This window comes from Hassallia byssoidea VB512170, assembly GCF_000817785.2.
In the GTDB taxonomy this organism is placed as follows: domain Bacteria; phylum Cyanobacteriota; class Cyanobacteriia; order Cyanobacteriales; family Nostocaceae; genus Hassallia; species Hassallia carrinoi.
In genome coordinates this window covers 17,867-38,285 of sequence record NZ_JTCM02000015.1, presented here as the reverse complement: position 1 = coordinate 38,285, position 20,419 = coordinate 17,867, and the positions used below count along the sequence as shown (strand labels likewise).

Annotated in this window: 13 protein-coding genes; 3 read left to right on the top strand and 10 right to left on the bottom strand. The window is 40.8% G+C overall.

All coding sequences use genetic code 11. From position 1 onward, the window contains the following. Positions 1-84 precede the first annotated feature (84 nt). Entirely contained in the window at positions 85-675 is a 591-nt protein-coding gene (locus PI95_RS09990; protein ID WP_039753877.1) for a chromophore lyase CpcT/CpeT, read from the bottom strand. A 376-nt stretch (positions 676-1,051) separates the two neighbouring features. Here PI95_RS09990 and PI95_RS09985 point away from each other — a divergent pair, with 376 nt between their 5' ends. Continuing rightward, positions 1,052-2,296: a tetratricopeptide repeat protein gene (locus PI95_RS09985; RefSeq protein ID WP_039753876.1), complete on the top strand. Its 1,245-nt coding sequence runs from the start codon at positions 1,052-1,054 to the stop codon at positions 2,294-2,296. Here the strand turns inward: PI95_RS09985 and PI95_RS09980 are convergent. The 9 genes from PI95_RS09980 to PI95_RS09940 form a co-directional block, all read right to left on the bottom strand. Further along, complete coding sequence (locus PI95_RS09980; RefSeq protein ID WP_163518758.1) at positions 2,278-2,517, bottom strand: hypothetical protein; 240 nt, start codon at positions 2,515-2,517, stop codon at positions 2,278-2,280. The two genes, PI95_RS09985 and PI95_RS09980, sit on opposite strands and share 19 nt — an antisense overlap. Before the next feature lie 3 nt (positions 2,518-2,520). After that, positions 2,521-3,786 carry a glycosyltransferase gene (locus PI95_RS09975; RefSeq protein ID WP_039752435.1) on the bottom strand — a complete coding sequence of 422 codons (1,266 nt, stop codon included), beginning with the start codon at positions 3,784-3,786 and terminating at the stop codon, positions 2,521-2,523. 374 nt (positions 3,787-4,160) lie between these two features. Continuing rightward, a complete protein-coding gene (locus PI95_RS09970; protein WP_039752434.1) occupies positions 4,161-4,349 on the bottom strand; it encodes a hypothetical protein in 189 nt (62 codons plus the stop codon). A gap of 202 nt (positions 4,350-4,551) precedes the next feature. Further along, on the bottom strand, positions 4,552-5,805 hold the full coding sequence (locus tag PI95_RS09965; protein ID WP_039752433.1) for a glycosyltransferase family 2 protein: 1,254 nt from the start codon (positions 5,803-5,805) through the stop codon (positions 4,552-4,554). 26 nt (positions 5,806-5,831) lie between these two features. Beyond that, entirely contained in the window at positions 5,832-6,299 is a 468-nt protein-coding gene (locus PI95_RS09960; RefSeq protein WP_039752432.1) for a DUF2141 domain-containing protein, read from the bottom strand. Positions 6,300-6,397: 98 nt separating this feature from the next. Then, positions 6,398-7,387, bottom strand: a complete 990-nt coding sequence (locus tag PI95_RS09955; RefSeq protein ID WP_039752430.1) for a glycosyltransferase family 2 protein — start codon at positions 7,385-7,387, stop codon at positions 6,398-6,400. 14 nt (positions 7,388-7,401) lie between these two features. Next, entirely contained in the window at positions 7,402-8,406 is a 1,005-nt protein-coding gene (locus PI95_RS09950; RefSeq protein WP_039752428.1) for an NAD-dependent epimerase/dehydratase family protein, read from the bottom strand. Between the two features lie 180 nt (positions 8,407-8,586). Further along, the gene (gene devC / locus PI95_RS09945; RefSeq protein ID WP_039752427.1) at positions 8,587-9,765 is read right to left on the bottom strand and encodes an ABC transporter permease DevC; all 1,179 of its coding nucleotides are present in this window, start codon (positions 9,763-9,765) and stop codon (positions 8,587-8,589) included. Between the two features lie 163 nt (positions 9,766-9,928). Further along, a complete protein-coding gene (locus PI95_RS09940) occupies positions 9,929-11,131 on the bottom strand; it encodes an ABC exporter membrane fusion protein (RefSeq protein ID WP_039752426.1) in 1,203 nt (400 codons plus the stop codon). 1,644 nt (positions 11,132-12,775) lie between these two features. On the opposite strand from PI95_RS09940, the gene PI95_RS09935 reads away from it, so the two are divergent. Both PI95_RS09935 and PI95_RS09930 read left to right on the top strand, forming a co-directional pair. Beyond that, positions 12,776-18,241 (top strand): type I polyketide synthase, encoded by a 5,466-nt coding sequence (locus tag PI95_RS09935; protein WP_039752424.1) that lies wholly within the window; start codon positions 12,776-12,778, stop codon positions 18,239-18,241. A gap of 103 nt (positions 18,242-18,344) precedes the next feature. Then, positions 18,345-20,078 (top strand): SDR family NAD(P)-dependent oxidoreductase, encoded by a 1,734-nt coding sequence (locus tag PI95_RS09930; RefSeq protein WP_039752423.1) that lies wholly within the window; start codon positions 18,345-18,347, stop codon positions 20,076-20,078. Positions 20,079-20,419: the final 341 nt, after the last annotated feature.

Genomic DNA, 20,419 nt, shown 5'->3' with positions numbered 1-20,419 from the left:
GACGATAGCGACTTCTTGACGACATAAAAGTACCATCGTGCGTACAAAGTAGAGACGCGAAATTTCGCGTCTCTACATAACTTTTTATACTTTCACCTCATCCGCAAAACTGTCCCAACGGACAAAGTGAAATGGTCCTGCGACAGATCCCCAGATATGCTCATCGGTTTCTGGGTCTCGTCCTCGGTCAAGGCTAATAAATTTCTCGGTGTCAATCTCAAATTCACTATCAAGATAGGTGTTTTTGTTGTAGCGAAACACCATGCAGCCTTTACCTGGTTCAACTTTGCCTTTGAAGCTGTTACCAGTCCACTCAACAATCATGTTGCAGCCTGGTAATTTTTCTAAATCGTTGATGGTTAACTCTTTGAGGAGTTGTAGGTTACGGGAAGCACCGTAAAACTTTTCTTCTTGCTTAACAGTATAATTTTCGATTTCGATGCGCGAACCTGCGTTCAGCAACTTCAACACCCGCAAGCGATAGGGGTCATTGAGCGTATAATTGTAAGCTTGTTCGACAAACAAACTTACCCCTGATAACAATTCTAACGGGAGGGGACGCATACACACGCGAATATGAGCAAAAAAAGGCGGATTTTCAAAAGCTTGTTCTTGATTACTAAAATCAGCCGCCATCCAGCGAGCTAAGGTGGCAATATCAGTAGAATGTGTCATTACAGATGATAAACCGATTGCTTGAAAATAAGAACGCGAGTTCTTTAAATATTGTAAAACTTGTGGTTGCCTATATTTGTGGAGAATACGATCGCTTATTTTCGTCAATGTCACAGATTGGGTAATGGGTAATGGGTAATGGGTAATGGGCAATGGGCAATGGGCATTTTGAGGAGGGGAAAAGGTTAAAGGGGAAAGGGGAAAGGGAATGAGTTATTTAAAATTCACACAGATGTTTAAAATTACTTCTTCCCCCCTTTACCCTTTCCCCTTTCCCCTTTCCCCCAAGTCTTCCTTTCCCCTTTCCCCTTTCCCCTTTTCCCCTCTTAAAAAAGCCCCATGCCCCGTACAATTAGCAAGGCGAGATAAAACAATGATGCTACGGCGCTTAAGTGTGACAATTACTGCTGCTATAATTTGGCAGTTTTGCAGTTCTTTGACTTTGGCTGAGACAAAAAACCCTGCACAGGCGGATAAATTTCCGCCTAGTCCGCTGGAGCTTACTATACCCGATCCACTGCTACCGCGTAAACCTAACAAACAGCCGTTATCTGTTCTTGAACAGCAAGATTTGACTGTGGCGGTGGATAATTTGAATCAAGAAGCAGCAGCTAAACTGCAAGCTGGAGATAAGATAGGAGCGTTTGATATTTGGAATCGGGAACTGCGTTTGCGTCGCTATTTAGGTTCGTTGGCAGAAGTGCAAGCGCTATCGCGGGTGGGTGCGATCGCCTGGAATGAAAACAATCGCCCAGAAATATTTTATATTATGCAGCGATTGCAAAAAATTCAAACATCTTCCTTTCAAAAGCAAAAAAAACTTGCCAAAACAACACCATCTACAACAGTTGATGTAGAACTTTGGCGATCGCTGGCGATCGCGTATACTAATTTGCGATCGCCTAAAGAGGCAGTCGCAGCTTACGATCAAGTTTTAGCGGCAGTCCGACAAAACAATGATGTTGCAGCCGAAGTTGAAACCCTCAAAACAATGGGGGAACTGCACATGAGTTGGTTTGATTACACCAAAGCTGCCGACACTTACGAACAACTGTTAAATTTTGCGGCAAAAAGTGGCGATCGCATCAATCAGTTAGCATACCTGCAACAACTAGCTTACATTTACGAACAAGGAAGACAACCACAGCAATCAATAAAAATACGCAATCAGTTGATAGAATCTTACCAAAGTGAAAATAATTTAATTCAGATACCAGAATTAAAGCTAGCGATCGGCTCAGATTACCAATCGCTAGCCAAAGAAAATCCAACTTTACTTCCAGAAGCTTTCAAAAACTATCAAGAAGCTTATACCACAGCTTGGCAACAAGAACAATACGTTACTGCTGGCGAAGCTTTACAAAAATTAATCGCCCTATACCGTTCCCAAGGACAAACAGAAGAAGCTTTGCAAACTGGGCAAATTTTGGTACAGACACAAGAGAAAGCCGTCAACTTTTACGGCATGATGAAGGCTTACGACCAAATAGGGCAAATTTATCTAGAACGCAAAGAGCCGACTCTTGCACTAGCAGCCTTTCAAAAAGGGCTGGAATTAGCGCAACAACTCAAGCATGACGAAACTTATTTTACCGAGCAGATTCAGAAGTTGTCAAAGTAATGGGGAATGGGGAATGGGGAATGGGGTAATGGGTAATGGGGAATGGGTAATAGGTAATTGGTAATGGGTAATGGGTAATGGGTAATGGGGGAAAAATTCCTCTCACTCTGCTCCCTGCCCCCCCTGCTTCCCCTGCCCCCAGCTCCCCCTTGTCCCCCTCTCCCCCACTCTCCCACTCCCCCACTCCCCCACTCTCCCACTCCCCACTCCCCACTCCCCACTTTCTAGGCAGCCTTTACCTCAACCCGATTCGATGCTTGAACAACTTCATAGAGTTTATCTTCAAATTTTTGCGAACATGCAGACCAATCGAAATCAAGTATGGATGGGCGTGCCTGCCGTGTCAATTCTTCTTTGAAAGCGGGATTTTCCAGGATTGCAATTACCTTTTCGGCTAAATCTTCTGTGTCATTAGGTTCGGCTAGCAAACCGTTGACACCGGGAAATATCTGCTCTGTAGTTGAAGGTGCATAGACTGCAACAACTGGGGTTCCGGAAGCTAGAGCTTCGTTAGTGGTGGTGCAGAAGTTTTCTGTGACGGAGGGGTTGACAAATATATCTGCTCGTGCAAACCAGCCTAACAGTTCTTTTCCGTGCGACTCACCCCAGACGGTAACACCAGATTTAAACTTTTGGGCGCGTCTTTTGACTTCCTCATCAGCCGGACCGCTACCAACGATGACTAGATGAACGTTAGGAATTTTAGCAGCAATGAGGGGAAATGCATCTAAAAGTTGAGTGACATTCTTTTCTGGGGTAATGCGTCCGACAAAAAGTAGCGTTGGGCGATCGTCGTTAGGAATCGGGTTATAAATAATGTTTTGGGGGTGAAATTTTTCGCAATCAATACCTTGATAGGGAAGATATTCACTGCGTTGAGAATTCAGGCTTTGATATTTTTTCAATTGTTCCCGCGAAGAGAAGTAATTGACGTCATAAGCCTCACTCATTTGCTTAACCAAAGTGGGAAGAATTGGACGAAATAAGTTGAAAATTACGTCTCCCAAGTAATATCGAATATAAGCAATGATATCGGTATGGAAAACAGATATGATTGGTGTGCCGGTTCGCTTTGCATATTCGGTTCCAATCGGACGACCGTAACCTTGCAAGAAAAGCGAGTAACATCCTCTCATTTGCGGTGCTTCTTCAACCACTACAATGTCAGGCTGAAATTTTTCCAACAACTCAGTATCACTCCAATACCGATTGTGCATCGGTTGCGGAAGAGACTTATATAACATCAACGGTTGTGATGGAAATGCGTAAGAAGAAAATTTGGGAAAAATTCTTAATTCTTCTAACCCAGCCATCGGACGCGAGCCAACATTTTTTGGGTATTTGTCGTTAAATTCTGGATGAATAAGAAAAACTTCGTGTCCTTGCTGTAACAACCAGCGAACTCGTTGGTGTACTGCAATGGAAACTCCTGTCAGGAAGGGAGCATACAATCCTGTCAACAGCGCAATGCGAAGCGGTTGCTTTTTCATAATTCCAATAAAGAAAGGGTATTTTTTATTAGAGAGAAATACTACGATCGCTCTAATAAAAGTTGGACTTAGGATTTACGCATTGACACAGATTTGAAGTTGTACAGAGTATTTGTACTCTGCTCCCCTGTAATGAGGGTTTCAGCGTTTAATTATTGAGCGCTGAAGCGCTCACTACAAATTCAATATTTCTATTTTTATCGCGCTTACTACCGTATTGGCATCAACTAAGGCAACTACTTTGTAGGAATTATTTAATTCTAAGACGGTTTGGACGATAGAACTGCATTTGAAACTGCAATTTTTGCGTACTATTGTCAAATAACTAATTTGGACGTGGTTGCTTGTTGCTTTTGAATAATATTGCCAAACCTCTACACAATTGATTTTGAGAGGTGAGTTAATAGTGCGATATTCAGCGGTGTTGTGAATGCATTAGCGGAAAAATTAGGGAAAGACTGTAACAACCATAAAATCCACTGGTGTACAGCGATGTAAATCCCCAATAACAAAATAATAGCCAATCCTGTAAAAATCGCCGTGCGAAGAGATTGCTTTTTCATAGAAGGAAATATTTCATAAAAATGCTGCTTTTGGTGCGGATAAATTGAGGATTTACGCAGCAAATATTTGATGAAAATCCTGATGTATCTGCGCTAAAAATTACAGATACATTTAGATTTATAAAGTAGGCGTTTACAAATAGGGGAAGTTATGATTTGATTTGGGGCGTTTTCACGTTTATTTTAAGCACTTCAGTGCTTACTACAGAGAAAGTTTATTCTCATCAGATTGATCGGAAAGTTGATAAGGGTGGTATTTTACTAAGCGGATGTTCCAAGGTCCTTTGACTTCATAAGAAATGCCGCGCCAATTGACTGTTGATGTCCGCAAAGATGATAAAAAGGCTAATCCATAAACCCACTGTGTTAGGGGAATTGCTATCAGCATTTTCATGAGGATGAAAAATGATAGTTTTGTCGTGGTTTTATCTGGAAAATAAATTACTTGGTGTACGCCTTTTTCTAATCCCAGCATGAGAAAAAGTAAACCGATGGTATAGATAGCGAAGCTGCTAAAGCACAAAGATGCTGCATCCGATTCTCCACTCAAAAACGCCATTAAACCTAACAGGATGACGAGGGTAGGAACTAAGATACTAGAAATAACATCACCAATCACCGCTGACCATAAAGGATGATAAAGTCGAGAAGAAAGTATTTGGCGTTGAAGACAACTGAGTAAGCTGGGTAAATCGCATTCTTCTCGATTTAACATCAAAGAAGGAACAAATTTAACTTGCATTTTCTGTTTTTTTAAAACTTTGCATAACAGCTTATCTTCGTTTAAAGCTTGTCCCCATTTATCTAGCAGTCCTGTTTCTCGAAATAGTTCTGTTTTTAGCGCCAAATTACCACCCCAAGGAATGCGGAAGAGGAACATCTGCACAACGGTGGATATGTTGCCTTGGTAGCGTACCATAGATCCCCAATAATTACCTGTGGGTACGTACCAACGGTTCCCAGTTGTGACGCCTATTTTGGGATGAGTCAGAGGAGTGACTAATTCACGCAACCAATTGGGATGGGGTATTGTATCGGTGTCGATGAGGGCAACAAATGAGTAGGAATCGTCCAACTCAGAGATAGCTTGCACTAGGGAACTGCATTTGAGACTGCAATTGTGACGCCGCATTTTTAAAGGGCTGATTTGGACGTTGATTGCTGCTTGTTGGCTGATATCAGTGGCGATTTTCCAAGCTGGATCTTCGTAACTATCGACGATTAACTTTAAATCATACTGTGGATAGTTTTGGTTCAAGAGCGATCGCAAACAATTCGACAAAAACGGATCGACTCCGCGCAAGCAAAGAATTACCGCTGTTTTCGGCAACTGGTCATCTGCTAAGATGTTTTTGCTCTTTGAGTGCAAGTCAAACAAAAAAGCAACTCCTAAAAACATCTGTATAGTTAACCAACCTAACAAAGATTTAGACAGGAATATCGCCAGTTCTATCATTAAATTTATCGCTTTTAAATGCAGTTTTATGGATCTAGTCCATATTTCATGTCTATGTTGACTGTGGTATTTTTCGAGAGCGAAAAACTAGCTTTGCTAAATTTTGGGGTACCCGTTGTGATTGATACTGTCGGATTATTGGAAATACCAAAGCCTTCTTTAGGGATGCCGAATAAGTCTCTATTAAGTTGGCGATCGCCATTTTGATCGTCAACTACAGCAACAGCATAATTTCCCGGCTTTAAGCCAGTAAATTTTTCTTTTAGAGAACTTCCTGTAATTGGTTTGCAAGCGCTTTTGACAACATTCTTTGTACTTAAAGGAAATCCTTTTTCATTTGAGTAAATTCCTAAGCAAATCTGACCTTTTTGGTGTTTAATGCCATTAACTACTACAGTTAGTGTTGTAGTTTGTTGGGCATTTGCTGTTTTAGCAAAGCTAGCGCTGACTAAAATAGCGAGTAACAAAGAACTGATTTTAGATAACTTCAACATCAGTTATCGCTCCTGAATAGATAATTTTTGCAATTATTTTGTAGAGACACAATATGCTGTGCCTCATTGCTTTTATTACACGCAAACAAAAACCGCTATTAATTGAAAGTTTTTATTTGCTGTTTTTGACTTGAATAGTTTCTCCAACGAATCCAAAACATTTGAGCGGCTTTTGTCAAATCTTTAATTAAAAAAGATTCGTTTCCTCTGAGTTTTTTGTATAAACTAACATGACAACATATTCGTTGATACAAATTCATTGGAAACAGCCATACGGAAAGAGTATATTCCCATAAGATTCGCCAATGTGGAAATATAATTTGTCCTTCATTCGCCGAATCTAACCATACTGACCACCCGTAAAAATCAGGTATCATACTCGATGAGTATTGTGTATTGTTGTTAGTAAACGACAAGTAATCGGGGAAAAACATACTCATTGATTGTTGGGGATGGATTCTGGCAAAAAACAGGCGATCGCCTATTTCATAAAACTTGCCAAGAATCCCCAGTCTTAACAAGAAAATTCCATCTGCAAGACCGTAACTTCCCATCGGGGGTGTAATTCTTAAAGCACTAGCACGTATTACCCCGTAACATTGATAGCTTAAGTGCTTAGTCAGAAGCTCATGAAAACGCTCTTGGGGTTTTGGTGAATCTGTTTTCAGTTTGATATCATATGTGCGTAAGATATCACTGTTTTCGTCAATCAAATATGCTTGAGAGTGACACAAAATTATTGACGGGTCTTTATCAAGTATTTCAATGCACCTAGCGATAAAATCTGGAGCATGTAAATCATCATAAGCTGCCCACTTAAAATACTCCCCCGTAGACAATTCAAACACTCGATTGAAGTTAGGAGCGCACCCAATATTTCTTTCATTACGGTAATAACGGATGCGTTTGTCTTTGGTTGCGTATGTTCTACAAATTTCCTCTGTCTTGTCTGTTGATGCGTTATCGCAAATAATTAACTCGAAATCAGCAAACGTCTGAGCCAAAAGTGATTCTATCGCTTCTTTGAGAAATTTTTCCCCATTATATACAGGTAGTCCAATACTCAATCGTGGCTGATTTTTGGTCATAGGATTACGCTCGTTTATTTCACGACTTTTTGCAGGTCTGTCTGTTCAATCCATTCTTGTGTGCGTCGCATTCCTTCTGCTAAGTCAATTGTTGGTTGATAATTTAACAGAGTTTGTGCTTTAGTAATCGAATAGCCATAGGGACGGCTCATAAAATCTATAGATTCGGGCAGAATATCTGGTTCTTTACGAAACAGTTTCTGTCCTTGACAGCGCAACTTGACAAATAATTTAATTTCATCTTTGGACATAGAAAAGGGTGCAGGTGCTTTGGCTATTTCTGCTAAATGCGTGAAATAGTCTTTCCAAGAAGTTTCTTGTCCGTCAGTGATATTAAATATTTCTCCGTGTGCTTCTTTTTCTATAGCTAAAAAGATGGCATGAATCAAGTTATCTAGATACACATGATTCATAATTCCCTGACCATCGTTTACATAAGCAAATAGCTTCTGACGCATCAATAAAAGTGGTCGAACTATCCAAGGAATACTTCCCGGTCCATAAACTTCACCTGGTCTAATGATGATGATGCCAAAATCTGGGGGAGAATTCAGTTGTAAAAGTGCTGTTTCTGCTTCTATTTTCGTTTCGCAGTAGGGATTTTTTTCCCCACAAAGCGGTCCATCTTCGGTGACGCGATCGGGATAGTTGAAACCGTAAACTAAACCGCTAGAAAGATGCACAAAGGTTTTAACACCAGCTTTTTTAGCGGCTTTAGCTATGTTGACGGTTCCGCTAACATTTATCTCTCGAAAACGGTCGATTGCACCAGCTTCTTTGGCAAGTTCGGCTGTATGAAAAACTATGTCAACTTCTTCGCAAGCAACTTCGGCAACAGCAGCATGATTAATATCACCTACCATCACCTCTGCACCCAATTGTTGCACTTTTTTCAGGTTATCTGGAGAACTTTGCAGTCCCCGGACTTTCATACCTTGGGCTATGGCTAATTCAGCAGTACGCAAGCCGATAAATTGGTCAATACCGGTGATGAGGATGGTTTTGTTTTGGAGGTTCATTGTTAGTTTTGGGTGTTAGTTGATGGTTGATAGTTGATAGTTGATAGTTGATAGTTGATGGTTGTTGGGTATTGTATTAACCACTAACCACGTACAGACGCGATGTTCCTCGCGTCTCTACTATCCACTACCCACATACAGACGCGATGTTCCTCGCGTCTCTACTATCCACTATCCAATTTAAAAAATGTCTGCTGGGTCGGCGGAGCGGAGTTTATTAATTGCAAGTGTTCCCGAAGTAATACACATTAAAACTGTTGATACCAATACAATTAGTGCATTATTCAAAGTCATCCTTATTGGCAAATTAGTAGCTTTCATTGCAAAGTCATATAAACCTAAGGAAAAAGCAAATCCCGGAATATAACTGAGAATTGCTAATATTAAAGCTTGTTGAAAAACTACAATTAATAAATAATTATTCGCATAACCTATAGCTTTTAAAGTGGCGTAGGCAACGAATTGAGTAGCAATATTGCTGTAAAGAATTTGATAGACGATGACCACACCAACAACAGAAGCCATTGTTAGCATAAGGTTAAGGATAAAGCCAATCGGTGTTCTAATTGACCAATAATTTTTCTCAAAGTCAATAAAGCCTTGGTGAGTAAATATTTGGACATCATCAGGTAATTCTGCTCGCAAATGTGCTAAAACGGCTTCTGCATCAACACCAGGTTTAAGGGTAACAACACCCATATCTATCATTTCTGATGTACGGCTATTTGGATCTATTCTGAAGAAAGTTGAGTCACTAACAAGTAAACTTCCATCTACTCCAAAAGAGGGACCAAGGCTGAATAAACCACCCACTCTAACTCTGTAACCAGTTAATGCATTAAAGGGAAATATTTCAATTACTTGTTCTTTGTCTGATTTCTCAAAATTTGCGGCGATCGGTCCAAACTCTGGGCGAGAAAGTCGGTCAAAAAGCATCACGTCTGGAATTTTGAGTTTATCTAAATTTTGGTCAACTTCCGGTATATTCAAAACATTTCTACCTGGATCGATACCAATAACATATATTGAGTATTTCTCTCCGGTTTCGGGGTTTTTTAATTTAGCAAATTGTACATAGATAGGGCTAACTGACTCTACACCATCAAATCCTAGTGCTTGAAACAAACGAGTGCGAGAAAAGCTTTGAGCCGATGTCAAAGATTTATATTGAGAACTAACTAAAAATAAATCTCCTCGCAAACTTTGATGTACTGCGGTAGCACTTGAATAAAGTGCATCTTGGAATCCAAGTTGGACAAACATCAGCAGCACAATAAATGCGATACCTGCTACAGCTACTAGAAAACGAACTTTTTGTTGAGCTAGCTGTAGCCATGCTAAGGGAATTTTGAATGCCATTATTAGTTGTTAGTTGTTAATTGTTAGTTGTTGGTTGTTAGTTGTTAGTGGGCATTGGGCATTGGACATTGGGCATTGAACATTGGGCATTTCCTCTTTTCCCCTCTTCAAATTCCCACTATCAACTAACCAATAACCACTAACTACTAACCAATAACTAATGCTAAATTTTAATAGCGACATCTACTTGTAAGTTGGTTAAACGAGCAACTCGTTTACTATCTGCTGGATTGTCGAGGCGAATTTTTACTTTAACTATTTTCCGGTCTGTATCCGATCCGGGATTGAGACTAAAGATATTTTGTTTGTCAATTTGCCAACCAATTTCACTTACAGTTCCCTGCAATGGTTGAGAAATTGCAGGACTGGTAATGGTGGCTTTTTGACCGAGACGCACTTTTTGAATATCGGTTTGATAGACTTCTGCGACGACAAACATTTGCGATATTTTGCCTATTTCCGCAAATCCAGAAGTGCTGATTACTTCTCCGGTTCTGGCATGGATTTTCAAAATCTTTCCATCTATGGGAGCTTTGATATAAGTTAAATCCATGTCTGCTTTTGCTTGAGCGATCGCTGTCATTGCACTTTTGACTTCGCTTTGTGCCAATTGCACATCTACAGGACGCACTTCTTTTATGCTTCCGAGTTTGGCTTTTTCCTGTTTTAGCTGGTCATTGAGAGTGTTGGTAGTGCGGTTGAGCGTTGCTTGAGCTTCTTCAAGCTGCTGTTGTACTGTCTTGAGTTGCAAAGTCTTGCTATCTAATACTGAAGCAGCGATCGCACCTTCTTTATATAATTGCTGGTATCGATTGTTCTCAGTTTCCGCATTTTCTAACTGCGCTTGAATGCGAGCAATGGTCGCTTGTTGAGTTGCGACTTCTCCTTTTAATTGCGACTCTAAACTAGCGATCGCTGCTTTTTGAGCATCGACATCTCCAGATTTAGCTCCTGCTCTTACCTGCCCTAATTTGGCTTGAGCAATTTGCAGTTTGTCTACAGATTGTTGCAAAGCTGATTTACTGCGAGCATAATCTTCTAGCAATGCCAACACTTGCCCTTTCTTAACCTGATCTCCTTCTTTCACTAACAGTTTTTCAACTCGCACACCATTAATTGAATGAGGAGCAGACAAATAAGTCACTTCACCTTCAGGTTCTATCCGTCCTAAGGCTGTAACAGCCACTCTTGCAGGGGCAGTTTTTGGCGGATTTACTGGCTGAGTTTGTGCTTTATATTCAGACGCAAATCTTGAAGAACCATAGAAAAATACTAGCCCGGTTGTTGCAGCAATCGAAGCTGCTAAAATTACTCGCCACCGACTTTGAGGTTTTTTAAATAAGTGGCTTTCTTTGTCTACTGACATATTTTCATCCCAATTTTGCTACGCCAGAGAATAGCCTAAATGGCTACATCAATTAACTGAAATCGACTTATCCAGAAATTAACTTTTATGAGCTTACATTGTCTGGTTTTAGCTTAATTTACGAAAATGTCATATTGTTGTATACGTAGACAAGGCAGTATCTTACTTTCGTAGTTTGTTACCTTTCATCGCATCCGCCACTAAGTAATATATTAGCGGCATTAAGAAGAGCGTTATCGCAAAGTCTCAATCAACTTTATCCTAAGTTTGTATTAGATAAAAAAATGTGCCCAAAAGCGCGTTCCTAAAAAACCTAAATATCAATCAGAACGAAGCGCCGATGAAAGTAAAAATTACAAACTTGTTTTTCACTTTCGCAAAATTTCTTGATTTTGTCAACTTAATTATTCTCTATAACCCTCAACTGAAAATGTCGTCCAAAATACTAAACGTATTTTTTGCAGTCTTCATTTAATGACAAGAAATATTTAATTTTGATGATTGGCATCTGTAAATAATTTGCTTGCTTTTCCCATTGTAATTGATTCATCAACTTCTCAATCTCCGATAGCCGTCCTAGAAATATAGCAATTATTCAGAAATATTATGTTTATTGTGTACTATCAATAAATTCCTAATTGTTTGATAAATAACTTTTTAAACTTGTAAGTTTATTTTTATTTAAACTTGATGATACTCGACTTAATTATGATGTTGTTTTGAAAATATCGAAAAAGTGAGTATGCATGATTTGAGTGTATTCATTGAATCTTTATATTAATTAACGAAAAGTTGTTATTTATTTTTTAATCTAGATAAAATAGATGGATAACCCAAAAATGGCAGAATTATCTTATTATAAATACAAGTTGTAAATTATACTTATGTGTTCTATTTGGTTCAAAATTGACATCAGGAAAAATCTATTTATTTTCTAAAATTATCCAAAACGAACTATTCAGTTTATTCAAGCTGTGCTAGTGTTTGTATTAATTCAAATGCTTCAAAGCAGTGAGGCGCATAAGTTACTTTCTGAAAATATAAAAAGTAATAATTACTAAAAAAAGCCTCATTGCCATCACCGAAGCGATAGTTTTATTGTTTTTCCGAGTCTTAGATAAATCCCGATTAAAGGTGATGTTTTTTGTAACGTAATTGTCAACTTTTTGAAGGTGAGTTCTATAAAATGTATTATCCGGGACGTTGAAACTGGCTATGACATTTATCAATCATAAGAACGTGGTTATTAACACCAGCTACGTTGCTGCAATTGAGCTAGATAATCAAACCAGGTCTGAAAAAAATGCGTTATAGCTACTGCTCAATTTTCACTCTTTCCATTCATTAGTCAAGCAGAAGGGGCACTGCAATTAGGCTTAGACTGATTTCAACAATGTAATCGACATAACAACACAATATCATTCATTGTATTGCTGTATAGTTTTGTTGCGGCATCGCCTGTTGTGTTATGTAGTGTTGCCAATCGATAAAAGCATTTAGAAGAAAGCGAACACTTCTTTTGATAGCGATCGCCCTTTAAGGCGGCTTTTGATCGCTGCTTAGAAGAGATAGTTCCTGCATTGGTAGGCAATAGAAATTGCTGTAGCTTCACACTCCACAGTACTAAGAATCAGGCTACCTCCTATGTCTGCTTATTCAATTGATACTGCACTTCAGCAGTTGAAAGACCAGATAAACAATTGTGAACAGGCTGTGCTTAAGGTTATAGAGGAGAAAAAAATGAAGTCGGAAAATAAAATGTCAATCAACAAAATTAACAGACAACTTCAACACAATCCTATAGCCATTATTGGCATGGCTTCTCTTTTTCCGCAATCGCGAAACTTACAAGAATACTGGGATAATATCGTCAACAAAATTGACTGTATCACCGATGTCCCCGCTTCACACTGGAACATAGATGAATACTACGACCCAGACCCCAGAACAACCAAAGATAAAACTTACTGCAAACGAGGCGGATTCATTCCCGAAGTTGATTTTAACCCGATGGAATTCGGATTGCCTCCTAACATTTTAGAAGTTACAGATGTTTCTCAACTGCTAAGTTTAGTCATTGCCAAAGAAGCAATGGAAGATGCCAACTACAACGAACTTCGCGAGTTTAATCGCGAGAACGTTGGTGTAGTTTTAGGTGTCGCGCAAGGTGGACAATTAGCAATGCCACTAGCAGCCAGATTGCAATATCCCGTCTGGGAAAAAGTACTCAAAAGCAGCGGTTTATCTGATGAAGATACTCAAAAAATCGTCGATAAAATCAAAAGCGCCTATGTAAATTGGAACGAAAACGCCTTTCCCGGCATGTTAGGTAATGTAGTCGCCGGCAGAATTGCCAACCGTCTCAACTTTGGCGGGATAAATTGTGTAGTTGATGCTGCTTGTGCGAGTTCTTTCGGTGCTTTAAAACTGGCAATTAGCGAGTTGACAGAACATCGCAGCGACATGATGCTAACTGGTGGAGTTGACTTAGATAACTCCGTCATGGCTTATATCTCTTTCAGCAAAACACCGGCGGTTTCTCCTGGTGATAAAGTCAAACCTTTCGATGCTAAATCGGATGGGATGATGCTAGGTGAAGGTGTCGGGATGATTTTGCTCAAACGGCTGGAAGATGCGGAACGAGACAATGACAAAATCTATGCAGTCATTAAAGGTATCGGCACATCTAGCGATGGACGGTATAAAAGCATCTATGCACCGCGTCTAGAAGGGCAGGTAAAAGCCTTAGAACGCGCTTATGAAGATGCCGGCTTTGCACCCGAAAGTATCGGTTTGGTGGAAGCGCACGGTACAGGTACAATGGCAGGCGACCCCACCGAATTCTCATCTTTGAGAGAGTTTTTTGGTGAAGACAAAAGACAGCATATCGCTCTTGGTAGCGTGAAGTCGCAAATCGGACACACCAAAGCAGCAGCGGGTGCGGCAAGTTTAATTAAAACTGCTTTGGCGCTACATCACAAAATATTGCCCCCGACAATCAACATTACCGAACCGAACCCGAAACTAAATATCAAAAATTCTGCGTTCTATTTGAATACCGAAACTAGACCTTGGATTCGCGCAGAAGGAGAACCCCCAAGACGTGCGGGTGTCAGTTCTTTCGGCTTTGGCGGGACAAATTATCACGTTGTTTTAGAAGAACATACAGCCGAACACAATCGTGCTTACCGCGTACACAATACGCCGAGTGAGGTGGTGCTGTTCGCAGAAACTCACGCGCAATTGGTGAGCAAATGTGAAGAGATTTTAGGTAACTTACGCTTACCTGATGCTGACAAGCATTATGCTGCACTAATTGAAGAGTGCAAATCTACAGAAATTCCTTTAAATGCGCCTAGAGTCGGATTTGTTGTTGATTCTCTGACACAAGCTGCCAAATTTCTGCAAATTAGTCTCGATTGTCTGAGAAATCGCGCTTCATCTCCAGCTTGGGAACATCCCCAAGGAGTATATTACCGCGCTTCTGGTCTTAACCTCAAAGGCAAAGTCGTCTCTCTCTTCTCTGGACAAGGTTCGCAATACCTAGAAATGGGTCGAGAACTGGCGATGAATTTCCCCAGCTTGCGGCGTCTTTATGGCTACATGGATAGTCTGTTACTCAAAGACAATTTGCAGCCACTTTCAGAAATCGTCTTTCCTCAACCGGCATTTGAGGAAGCAGAGAAAAATGCTCAAGTTGCCGCATTGCAACGCACAGAATATGCTCAACCTGCAATTGGCGTGTTGAGCGCAGGTATGTATAAAATCTTGCAAGAAGCCGGGTTTGAGTCAGATTTCGTTGCCGGACACAGCTTTGGAGAACTCACCGCTTTATGGGCTGCGGGGGTTGTGAGTGAGGAAGATTACCTATATCTCGTAAAAGCTAGAGGACAGGCAATGGCGGCTCCCCAAGACCCCGATCATGATGCGGGAGCGATGCTGGCTGTCAAAGAAGATATCAGTAAGGTGGAAGCTGTTTTAAAGCACTTTCCCCAAGTGACGATCGCTAATCAAAATTCCCCAAATCAGATTGTTTTAGCGGGACTGACGACCGAAATCAACAAAGTGCGGCAAGCTTTGCAAGAAAAAGGATACGCGGCTGTTTTGCTACCTGTTTCTGCGGCTTTCCACACACCACTGATTGCCTTTGCTCAAAAATCCTTTGCGATCGCTAGTAAAACTGTCACTTTCCAAAGTCCGAAAATACCTGTTTTCACCAACGTGACAGGTAAGCAGTATCCTCAAGAACCGCAAGCAATTCACCAAGTTTTAGAATCTCACCTTTCAAAATCGGTGCTGTTTAAGCAGGAGATTGAAAATATCTATGCTGCGGGTGGTTATTGCTTTGTGGAGTTCGGACCGAGGAGAATTCTGTCTAACTTGGTGAAAGATATTTTAGGCGATCGCCCACACTTAGCGATCGCTTTGAATCCCAGCGCTCAAAAAGATAGCGATCGTTCTTTGCGAGAAGCAGTTGTGCAGTTGCGTGTAGCTGGTTTGTCTCTGAAAAATCTCGACCCCTACCAACTTACACCGCAAGTTCCCCCAACCCAGAAAAACAAAGCGTTAAATGTCCGCTTAAACGGCACCAACTATCGCTCTGAAAAAACAAAAAACGCCTTTGCTACAGCTTTGCAAGACGGACATCAAGTAACATTACCCGTCAGCCAATCTGAAGATAATGCGCTTGTCGTTCCCGTCTTTACCACTGAAGAAGGAGTGGAAGTGAAGTTAGAAGTGACTACTCCCACACCAGCAGTTATCAAAAGCAACGGACACAACAAAAACGCCGTTATCGATACGTCTGCGGTAAGTAATATTACCATAGAAACTCCTGAGATTCAACCTGCGCCATCTCATCCACCAGTTCTGGAGTCGCATATGCCCAAGCCAGAAAAACCTTTAAATTACCAACAGGTTTTAGAAAGTTTAGAGTTCCTCCTGACACAGTTTCAACAAAATCAAAGCGAAAATTTACAACTTCACGGAACTTATCTGAATCATCAGATGGAATATGCGAGAACATTTTTCCAACTGATGCAGCAACAGAATTCTGTGTTTGCTGGTAACTCTTCACAGTCAGCGGCAGAACTTTTACCAGTTCTCAAGGCAAGTTTAGAGCGTAGCATGATGCAGTTTCACTCTCAACAAGGTGAAACCCTACGCATTCATGAGCAGTATCTCAAGGATCAGGTAGAGTATACCAAGAGCTTTTTCCAACTGATACAGCAGGAGTATGCACAGTTAGTTTCTGGGGGACTGGAGACTAGGGACTGGGGACTAGGTTCTTCAGATACCGTCAACGATCAGCCTGTTGTAGAAGCACCCGCACCTGTCGCTAAGGTATTGGAAACAGCACCCCAACCTGTTGTGGAAGCACCCGTTGTCACTACCCCAGTAATACCGCAACCTGTTGTGGAAGCACCCGCAGTCACCGTCAAGGTAGTAGAAACACCTCAGCCGGTTGTTGAAACACCCGCAGTCACCACCAAGATTGTAGAAACACCACCGCAGCCTGTAGTTGAAGCACCCGCAATCACCGTCAAGGTAATAGAAACACCTCAGCCTGTAGTTGAAGCACCCGCAGTCACCGCCAAGGTTGTAGAAACACCACCGCAACCGATTGTCGAAGCACCCGCAGTCAACGTAAATGTAGCAATCAGCACACAATCTACATTAGCAACTACTTCTGATGCGACGGTAAACTTGACTGAGTTGGGTAACAACCTTTTAGCCATTACCAGCGATAAAACAGGCTACCCAGTCGAGATGCTGGAAATGGATATGGATATGGAGGCTGATTTAGGAATTGACTCGATTAAGCGGGTAGAAATCCTCGGTGCGTTGCAAGAAATGTATCCCGACTTGCCTAAGCCAAATCTTGAGGAACTAGCAGAAAAACGCACTATCGGTCAAATTGTCGAATATCTGCAATCTCATGCTTCGCAAAAAGTTTCCGTAGAAATAGCTATTCAAGAAGTACAAACAACTACGGAAGTTCCGGCAATTGTTATTTCTCAGCCAGTAGTTACGGAAATCGAAATCACAAAAACAGTTGAAACAATAGATGCATCAGCAGCTAGTGAGATTGCAGACTTAGGTGCAACTTTGTTAGCCATCACCAGTGACAAGACCGGCTATCCAGTAGAGATGTTAGAACTCGACATGGATATGGAAGCTGATTTGGGGATTGACTCAATCAAACGGGTAGAAATCTTGGGTGCGATGCAAGAAATGTATCCCGATTTACCCAAGCCGAATGTAGAAGAATTGGGAGATTTACGCACCATCGGTCAAATTGTCGATTATCTCCAGAAGCTGGTTGGAGGTGAAAAAAAAAAGTTTCAGTATGAGTCAGACGAGGAATTAGACAACGTTAAACATAATGTGCAACGTCGTCCCGTCCAACTGAAAATTCTGCCCCCACCCGATTCTTTAGACTTCAATTTACCAGAGGGACACATCTGTTTAATTACCGATGATGGTTCCCTCACTACTTCTCAAGTGGCTGAATTACTGATAGAAAAAGGCTGGAAAGTGGTTGTATTAAGTTTCCCTCAATCGGTTGTTTTCCAAACATCGGTTTTACCAGCAGGAGTGATTAATGTCAAGTTGTTGGATTTAACCGAGGAACATTTGCAACAACAATTGAGTGCGATCGCTCTTAATTATGGCACGGTTGGAGCTTTTATCCATCTCAATCCAGCCTTTCAAGTCAGCCACAACGGGAAAATTCCTTATCTTGCAGAAGAAAAGGCGATCGTGAAACACGTTTTTCTGATAGCAAAACATCTGAAAAAATCCCTAAATGAAGCCGCACGTTATGGACGCAGTTTGTTCTGCACCACTGCGCGTCTTGATGGAGCATTTGGACTGGAACACAAAGTAAATTATGGTCCCATCAGTGCCGGTTTATTTGGATTAACTAAGACCTTGAAATGGGAATGGCAAAAAGTATTTTGTCGAGCGATTGACTTGCATCCAGCTATTAGCGCTCAAGAGTCAGCACAACATATCATAGCCGAACTTCACGACCCGAATAATTGTATCAGTGAAGTTGGATATGGTTCGCAAGGTAGAGTAACTATCGTCAGCGTTGGGAGTTGTTAGTTGTAGGGGCGGGGTTTCCCTGCCCTGTAGTAGGCGTTTCAACGCCTATTTCAAGCATTTCAAGCACTGAAGTGCTTACTACGTAATAATTAACAGGAAATTTATGACAACACAAACACAAAATTCTACAACATCAGTTTTTCTAGTTAGTGGTGGTGCAAGAGGGATTACAGCGCAGTGCGTTATCAAATTAGCACAGCATCAATCTGGAAAGTTTATATTACTTGGTCGAAGTGCGATCGCTCAATCTGAGCCAGAGTTTGCTCAAGGTTGTTTTGAAGAACCTGTACTGAAAAAACGCATCATGGAAAATCTTCTTTCTCAAGGAGAGAAGCCTACACCCATGAGTGTACAAAAGGTGTATAACAGCATTATTTCTAGTCGAGAAATTAAAGAGACAATTTCCAGCATTGAAAAGGCAGGAAGCACGGCAGAATATATCAGCGTCGATGTCACAGATCCTATCGCTTTACAGGAGAAAATTGCCGCTGTTGTCAAGCGTACAGGTGCTATTACTGGCATTATACATGGTGCTGGTAATTTAGCCGATAAGTTGATTGAAAAGAAAACTGAGCAGGATTTTGAAAAGGTTTACACGGCAAAAGTTAAGGGGTTAGAAAATCTTTTAGCTTGCGTGCATCCGAGTCAACTGCAACATTTAGTCTTGTTTTCTTCCGTAGCTGGTTTTTATGGGAATATTGGACAGACTGATTATGCGATCGCTAACGAAATTCTCAACAAATCGGCTCATTTAATTAAACAAAAATATCCTGCTTGTCACGTCGTCGCTATCAATTGGGGTGGTTGGGATAGCGGAATGGTGACACCAGAACTCAAAAAAGCCTTTGCCGAAAGAGGAATTGATATTATTCCCGTAGAAGTCGGCACAAAAATGTTAGTTAAAGAGCTCAATGCTGTTAATCGCGCTACCACACAAGTTGTCATTGGTAGTCCAATTACTCCACCTCCAGCAGAGTTAGATTCCGAACTACGCACCTATCGCATTCGTCGGAAAATGACACTAGAAGCTAATCCCTTTTTAGTGGATCATACAATAGCTGGTTCTCAAGTTTTGCCAGCAACTTGCGCGATGTCATGGATGATTAACGCTTGTGAAGAACTCTACCCAGGTTACACATATAACAATTGCCGAGAATTCAAAGTATTGAAAGGAATTACTTTCAATCAAACCTTAGCTAGTGAACATATTTTAGAACTGCAAGAAGTTGCTAAAGTTGGTTCTCAAAGTATCGAATTTCAAGCTACAATTTTGAGTAAAACTCCACAAGGAAAAACTCACTATCATTTCAAAGCTTTTGTAACCCTTCTGCGAGAAATGCCAGCCGTTCCTATCTATGATGGACTTAATCTGGAAGAAGATAACATCATTACCACCACTGGTAAAGCTTTTTATCAAAATGGAGATTCCACATTATTTCACGGACCAGCCTTTCAGAAAATCACCAGAGTTTTAAACATCAATCCCCAAAAAATTACAGTAGAATGTCTTTGGGAAAACATCACAGAACAACAACAAGGACAATTTCCAGTTCGCTGGCACAATCCTTACACAACTGACTTGAGTACACAATCCTTATGGATTTGGTTAAGCCATTTGCATCAAGAAGTTTGTTTACCCGGACAGTTAACTCATTCCGAACAGTTTGCAGTCACACCATGCAACGAACCTTTTTATGTTTCGTGCGAAATCGAAGGAAAAACACAAACCGGCGTAACAGCTAATTTCATTCTCCACAGTCGCGAAGGTGAAATTTACTCACGCATTATCGGAGCAAAAGCCGTAATTTGGCCCATGCAATTATCCAAGCGTAAGTAATTTTCCTTCAACTAACATACCTCTAATTACTCCCTTCCCACATCTTTCTCTGCGTCTCTGCGGTTTTTTAAACAGTATTTCTTAAGTGGGAAACGAGTAACATTACTTCTAGTCCGACAACAGCGTAAATCCTGATAAATCCTTTTCAGTTTGGGGAATAGCGTAAATCCTTTCAAGTTCGGGGATTCAGTAATTACTGATACCAAGTTGCATAAACGTAAAAAAGTTATCTCACAGCAGTTCGTAAGAAACGAGAATCCCGGTTTCTCCAAGAAACCGGGATTCTAAAAGGACGCTTTGAGAATGACATATTTACTCGCAACTTGGTATAAGACAATTCA

Coding starts and splice junctions, on each gene's coding strand:
- PI95_RS09965 (WP_039752433.1), bottom strand. CDS start 5,805: ATGATAGAACTGGCGATATTCCTGTCTAAATCTTTGTTAGGTTGGTTA.
- PI95_RS09985 (WP_039753876.1), top strand. CDS start 1,052: ATGCTACGGCGCTTAAGTGTGACAATTACTGCTGCTATAATTTGGCAG.
- PI95_RS09935 (WP_039752424.1), top strand. CDS start 12,776: ATGTCTGCTTATTCAATTGATACTGCACTTCAGCAGTTGAAAGACCAG.
- PI95_RS09970 (WP_039752434.1), bottom strand. CDS start 4,349: ATGAAAAAGCAATCTCTTCGCACGGCGATTTTTACAGGATTGGCTATT.
- PI95_RS09975 (WP_039752435.1), bottom strand. CDS start 3,786: ATGAAAAAGCAACCGCTTCGCATTGCGCTGTTGACAGGATTGTATGCT.
- PI95_RS09990 (WP_039753877.1), bottom strand. CDS start 675: ATGACACATTCTACTGATATTGCCACCTTAGCTCGCTGGATGGCGGCT.
- devC (WP_039752427.1), bottom strand. CDS start 9,765: ATGGCATTCAAAATTCCCTTAGCATGGCTACAGCTAGCTCAACAAAAA.
- PI95_RS09950 (WP_039752428.1), bottom strand. CDS start 8,406: ATGAACCTCCAAAACAAAACCATCCTCATCACCGGTATTGACCAATTT.
- PI95_RS09930 (WP_039752423.1), top strand. CDS start 18,345: ATGACAACACAAACACAAAATTCTACAACATCAGTTTTTCTAGTTAGT.
- PI95_RS09960 (WP_039752432.1), bottom strand. CDS start 6,299: ATGTTGAAGTTATCTAAAATCAGTTCTTTGTTACTCGCTATTTTAGTC.
- PI95_RS09940 (WP_039752426.1), bottom strand. CDS start 11,131: ATGTCAGTAGACAAAGAAAGCCACTTATTTAAAAAACCTCAAAGTCGG.
- PI95_RS09955 (WP_039752430.1), bottom strand. CDS start 7,387: ATGACCAAAAATCAGCCACGATTGAGTATTGGACTACCTGTATATAAT.